Origin of the sequence: Campylobacter majalis, assembly GCF_905120465.1 — a bacterium.
GTDB classification, from domain to species: Bacteria; Campylobacterota; Campylobacteria; order Campylobacterales; family Campylobacteraceae; genus Campylobacter_A; species Campylobacter_A majalis.
Map to the genome: position 1 here is coordinate 154,140 of NZ_CAJHOF010000002.1, position 6,450 is coordinate 160,589.

Below are 6,450 nucleotides of genomic sequence, written 5' to 3' on the forward strand. Positions count from 1 at the left end.
ACTTTAAATAAACACTAAATTTTAATCACGCTAAACTAAGGCACCTTTTCTAGCCCTTAAAAATAAATCATCTGTGCCTATAGTCTCATTATCGCTTAATATTGCAGCACGCTCGACTATTGAAACTAGCTCTCTGATATTTCCAGGATATGTATATGATAACAGCTCATCTACTGCTGTTTTATCAAAGCTTTTAACTCCTAATTCATACTCTTTACTTACTTTCTCAAGGATAGAGTTTGCAATAGGCAAAATTTCATCTTTTCGCTCTCTTAAAGGCGGAATATTAAGTGGAATTGTATTTAGTCTATAATATAAATCTTCTCTAAAATTACCATTTTTTATTGCATTTTGCAAGTCAGCATTTGTCGCACTAATGATCCGCACGTCAATCTTTATACTCTTTGTTCCACCAAGTCGTGTAATTTCTCTCTCCTGCAATGCCCTTAAAATTTTAGGTTGCAAATTTATAGGCATCTCAGCTATCTCATCTAAAAACAATGTTCCACCATTTGCTAGTTCAAATAGACCTATTTTAGCACTACTTGCATCAGTAAAAGCACCTTTTTCGTAGCCAAAAAGCTCACTTTCTATTAAATTTTCAGGAATTGCCGCCATATTTATAGCCACAAATGATTGATTATTTCGCTTTGAATTGGCGTGAATATAGTTCGCAAAAACCTCTTTGCCCACTCCACTCTCACCCATTATCATTACACTAGCATTAGTGATTGCAGCCTTTAAGGCAAGTTTTTTGGTATATTGTATCGCTTGTGAAGTTCCTATAAAACCAGCTGAAATTTCAGTGTTTTTGATATCTCTTTTAGGGGTGCTTACTACTTTTTGTCGCTCTTTTTTTACTCTCATTATTGCTTGATACAGCGTATCTACATCAAAAGGTTTTGTTAAAAAATCCTTAACACCAAGCCTTACACTCTCTATGGCTCTGTTTAATGTGGCATTTGCAGTCATAATTATCACATCATATTTTCCATCCAATGCATTTACAAACTCAAGTCCATCCATGCCAGGCATATTTATATCTGTTACTATTAGTTCAATCTCATCATCAAGTTTTTTTAGTGCTTCCGTGGCTGATTTATAACATTTTATATTGAGTTCATCATATTCACTTAGTGCAATTTGTAATGATTTTCGCATATTTATATCATCTTCAACAATAGCTATATTCATTTTTGTCTCTTTTGAAATTTATAAATAACAACTGAATTTTGTTTAAAATCAATCGTAAAATATATCGGATATAGTGTTAAATAGATACTATTTGAAACATTTGTTGTAGTTTTTAACAACTCACTACGCACACTAACTCTTTCATTTGTAAAACAATCAAATAACAAGTCTTTATGAAAATTTAAATACCTAAGTATATCCATATCATCATGCTTTTTAGAATCTATCTCGCATTGGTATGTAAATTCTCCACCACTTCGCGAAATCATAGAGCGCGATATATTTAAATTTTGCGAACTTATAACATTGTTTTTTACATTTACATTAGCCCAAAAAACAAACTCATCCAGGCTAAATGTAAATTTTAAAAACAATATCAATAAGCAAAAAGTTCGTGCCACTTGTTTTGATCTACACTTAAACTCATATCTACTTTATACAATCCATTTACAAAGCTTTCATTTGTAATTGTTGCATTTTTTACAAGTCCTTGAACTTTTGAAGTAATAGACGAATCTTTCAACATCGCATCACGGACGGTATCTTGTGCGTTAATTTTAACACCGTAAAGCTTACCAGCAAGTTGTGAATATGCGTCAGCCATAGCAGCACGCTTTGCCAGTGTAAGAGCCTGTGCATATGACACAGTATTCATCGGAGCTATTCCCTCGCCAGTAGCATTAAAACTAACTTCAACAGGTGCAGTAGCATACGACATCTTCTCTTTTTGCATAACTTCTCTTAAATCATCTTTGTCAATTTTTTGTATGACTATATCTCTATTTGCGGTTGTTCTTGGTTCACCAACAAAACCATTCCAAGAGCATCCACTAAATACCAATAAAATCTTGATAAAAAAAGCTACTTTTTTCATACTTTTTCCTTTATTCTAGGTCTAAATTCTCATCGCCTTCTGTTTCGTCTTCATCAGCCTTAGGACATTTTGCTATACTTACTACATCATCGCCATCTACATTTACAACTATAACGCCACTTGTATTTCGTCCAGCTTTGCGTATGCTTTGCATATCCACCCTTATCATCTTGCCACTTGATGTTAGTGCCATCAAATCAGCCTCATCATCAACCATAACAACGCCCACCAAATCACCAGTGCGATTATTTAGCTTCATGCAAATAACCCCTTTGCCACCACGATTTGTCAAACGATATTCATCAGCGGTTGTGCGTTTGCCAATACCTTTTTGAGATATACTTAAAATTTCTTGCATATTGTTTTCAATAACTGCTGCACCAACAACCTCGTCACCATTTTCTTTAAATTTAATACCAGTTACACCACGTGCAGTTCTGCCCATTTGGCGAACCTTACTTACATTAAATTTAAGACACATGCCTTTTTTAGTAACAATAAACAACATAGTTTCATCACAATTTTCATCAATAGCATCATCATCAATACTTTCATCATCAGCCACAACTGCTTCAAAAGCTATGTTTTCTTCTGTGTCTATTACACCATTATGTTCATTATCGCTTGATACAAAACCTTCATTTGCCACCTCAACAATAAGAGCCGTTACAAGCTCGTCGTTATCATCTAGGCTAATCGCTCTAACGCCAATTGAGCGGATATTTTTAAACTCACTTAAATTTGTGCGTTTTACAACACCATTTTTAGTGAAGAACGCAAGTGATTTATTCTCATCAAAATCAGTAGTTGGAATGATTGCTTTTATCTTTTCATCAGGTTGTAGCTGGATTAAATTTACGACAGCTTTGCCTTTTGCCGTTCTTGATCCTTCAGGAATTTTATACACTTTAAGCCAGTAAAGCTGTCCGCGATCGGTTACAAACATCAGCGTATCGTGAGTATTTGATGTAAAGAAGCTTTCTATAAAATCATCATCATATGTAGTCACCGCCACTTTACCCTTGCCACCACGCTTTTGTTTTTCATACTGCTTACTTGGCACACGTTTAATGTACCCACGGTGCGTTATAGTTACAACCATATTTTCATTAGGTATTAAATCTTCTATATCTATATCATCATAATCATCTACTATCTCAGTTAATCTAGGGACTTTAAATTTAGACTTAACCTCACTTAACTCATCTCTTATGATGTTTTCTAGCAGCGTTTCACTTTTTAAAATTTCGCTCAGTCTTTCTATTTCAGCCATTAACTCTTTTAATTCAGCTTCTAGTTTTTCACGCTCAAGTCCGGTTAATTTACTTAAACGCATATCAAGTATCGCATCAGCTTGCAATCTAGATAGACTAAATTTGCTCATCAAGCCCTCTCTTGCCGTAGCTGTATCAGCACTAGAACGAATTAGCTCAATAACTTCGTCTATATTATCAAGTGCGATTTTTAAGCCGTCTAATATATGTGCCCTTGCTTTTGCTTTTTCTAAATCATATATCGTTCGGCGTATGATTATGGTTTTTCTGTGATTTAAGAAAAGCTTTAATAACTCAATTAAATTAAATACCTTTGGCTCTTTATTGTCAATCGCAAGCATAATAACACCAAAAGTGCTTTCCATAGTAGTTGATTTAAACAGATTATTTAAAACAATATCGCTCATTGCATCGCGTTTTAATTCGATAACTACGCGTATGCCCTCTCTATCGCTTTCATCACGCACCTCGCTTATGCCTTCAATCTGTTTTTCCTTGACTAATTCGGCAATTTGTTCAATAAGACGAGCTTTATTTGTCTGATATGGCAATTCATCTATAACGATAACATCTTTGTTTTGCTTTTTTTCTATATGTGTTTTAGCTCGAACTTTTACGCGTCCGCGTCCAGTGCGATATGCATCTATAATGCCTTTTTTGCCAAATATAATACCACCAGTTGGGAAATCTGGACCTTTTATGTGTTGCATTATCTCTTCTAGGCTTGCATTTTTATTATCAAGCACACACAAAAGTCCATCTATAAGCTCATCTAGACTGTGTGGGGGGATATTTGTCGCCATACCAACAGCAATACCGCTTGAACCATTTAATAATAAATTTGGTACTCTACTTGGAAGCACATCAGGCTCCATTTCGCTTCCATCATAGTTTGGTATAAAATCAACCGTATCTTTTTCTATATCGCTTAAAATTTCTTCGCTTAATCTTGTCATTTTAGCTTCAGTATAACGCATGGCTGCCGCACCATCACCATCGATAGAGCCAAAGTTACCCTGTCCATCAACACTAGGATATCGCATAGAAAAACTCTGTGCCATTCTAACAAGTGCATCATAAACTGCCGTATCGCCATGTGGGTGGTATTTACCTATGACATCACCAACTATACGGGCTGATTTTACATATTTTGCACTAGCTCTTACTCCAAGTTTGTGCATTGCATATAAGATACGTCTATGAACAGGCTTTAGCCCATCTCTAGCATCAGGCAATGCACGACCTATAATAACACTCATAGAATAATCTAAATAACTAGCTTTTATAGAATCTTCAATATCTATTTTTTGAATATCTTGATGTTGATTTAATAAATTTTGTTCCATATAATATCCTTAAAATTTGAGAATAAATTATAACCAATATTTAATAAAAATAGACTAAATGCTTTTTATGTAAAATTAACTACAAAATTTAAATTTAATAGTAATTTTGTTTTACTGGCATATTTTATAACTTTTTTTAACTTTAAAATACACAAAAATAGTTTTAGGCCATGATTATACCGATAAATATACTTTTTGTTTATAAAATTTGCAAAATTTCTCAAAATTGTCTCACAAAGATAAAGACACAAACAGTATCTTTAAAAATATTTTGTTACAAAAGACAAATATAACGACTTTTACGTTAGCAAAAATATCTCTACAAATAGATAAAATCATATACAACTTAGATTATTTTTAAAATTTATTTAAAGCAAAAAGATAGCAATTTTGATTGTTTTAAGTTTTGATAATGCAATTTTTATAAATCACAAATCAAAATAATTTTTTGATTTAAGTTTAAAATCTATATCTTATATATGATTTTTTGTTTTTGATAAAATAAAAAAATTATTTTAATTATTTATATTAATATTTTTTTAATATATTTCTTATATGTTTTGTTTTTATAAATATTTAGATAATGCATATCATAGTATTTAGAGATATTTTTAAATATAATTTGTGATACATAAAATGTAATATGCAATCTATTTATCATAATTTATCATAAATAATATATTTAATTATTTTAATTAAGTTTTAATAATCATAGCTGTAAAATAATCACGCAAAATCTTACATAAAAAGGATTAAAATGAAAAAGGTTGCAAATAAAATAGCCATTATTATCTTGGTGCTATTAAGTGTTGCTTTTATCGTATTTTCGTCGCTTAGCTATTTTAGCTCAAAAGACAATACTATAGAGTTAGTCAAAAGCTCAAAGCAGTCCATGTCTGTATCTATAGATGTGTTTATCCGTGAGCTAATAGGGACAAAATTTATTGCTCTTGATGGCTTTGAAAGCTATATTAAAAATCATCCAGAGATGCTATTTGATAGAGAAGTTTTCAAACAAGAACTTGCAAGGATGTCTGGAGCACTTGATGTCGATGAAATTTTCATGGGATTTGCCGATGATGGAGAGATGATTGTTTCTGAGATAAAACAGGGACAACCACCTAAAATCGTTTCTGTAAAACAATCAAGCACTTTTGATGCTAGACGTCGTGGCTGGTATGAAAGAGCTATGCAAAACCCAGGCAAAACTATATTTAGCAATCCATACTTAACGACAAGTGGAAATATGTCAATTAGTATAGCTAGACAATTTAGTATGAATGGCAAAATATATGGTGTAATTGCTATTGATATATATTTAACAAAAATCGACGATGCGCTACTTAAAATTCGTGACACACAAAATGCTTATGGCGTATTAATAGACATGAATAAAAAAGTATTCATTTCTCATCGCAATAAAGACTTTATTTTGTCAGAAAATCCAGAACCAAAAAGCATCGTAAATGCAATCATGGCTGGGTATAGCCAAAATCCAGAAAGCGGTTTTATCTATAATGGTAAAGGCAATACCGACAGAGTTGGTGCGTGCGAAGAATATGAAGAAGCTGGTTGGCTAGTATGTTCAGCAAGTCCTATGTCTGATTATGAAGATATGCTAAATAAGGCACTAATAAATCAAATTATAACCTCCATCCTCTTCATCATAATCATAGTTGCAATCTTAGTATTTGCTATAAACTACTTCTTACGTCCTTTATCTGGAATTTCTAATGGATTAAATTCATTCTTTAAATTCTTA

5 protein-coding genes are annotated in these 6,450 nt (G+C 32.5%); 1 reads left to right on the forward strand and 4 read right to left on the reverse strand.

Annotated features, from left to right (window positions below):
- Nucleotides 1-30 precede the first annotated feature (30 nt).
- The 4 genes from LQU93_RS01820 to gyrA form a co-directional block, all read right to left on the reverse strand.
- Entirely contained in the window at nucleotides 31-1,194 is a 1,164-nt protein-coding gene (locus tag LQU93_RS01820; protein WP_229932176.1) for a sigma-54-dependent transcriptional regulator, read from the reverse strand.
- On the reverse strand, nucleotides 1,191-1,463 hold the full coding sequence (locus LQU93_RS01825; protein WP_229932177.1) for a hypothetical protein: 273 nt from the start codon (nucleotides 1,461-1,463) through the stop codon (nucleotides 1,191-1,193). The genes LQU93_RS01820 and LQU93_RS01825 overlap by 4 nt, the downstream gene beginning before the upstream one ends.
- Nucleotides 1,464-1,570: 107 nt before the next feature.
- Nucleotides 1,571-2,068, reverse strand: a complete 498-nt coding sequence (locus LQU93_RS01830) for an LPP20 family lipoprotein (protein WP_229932178.1) — start codon at nucleotides 2,066-2,068, stop codon at nucleotides 1,571-1,573.
- A 10-nt stretch (nucleotides 2,069-2,078) separates the two neighbouring features.
- The gene (gene gyrA / locus LQU93_RS01835; RefSeq protein WP_229932179.1) at nucleotides 2,079-4,688 is read right to left on the reverse strand and encodes a DNA topoisomerase (ATP-hydrolyzing) subunit A; all 2,610 of its coding nucleotides are present in this window, start codon (nucleotides 4,686-4,688) and stop codon (nucleotides 2,079-2,081) included.
- A 757-nt stretch (nucleotides 4,689-5,445) separates the two neighbouring features.
- Here gyrA and LQU93_RS01840 point away from each other — a divergent pair.
- On the forward strand, nucleotides 5,446-6,450 hold a 1,005-nt coding region (locus tag LQU93_RS01840), incomplete at its 3' end, for a cache domain-containing protein (protein WP_229932180.1).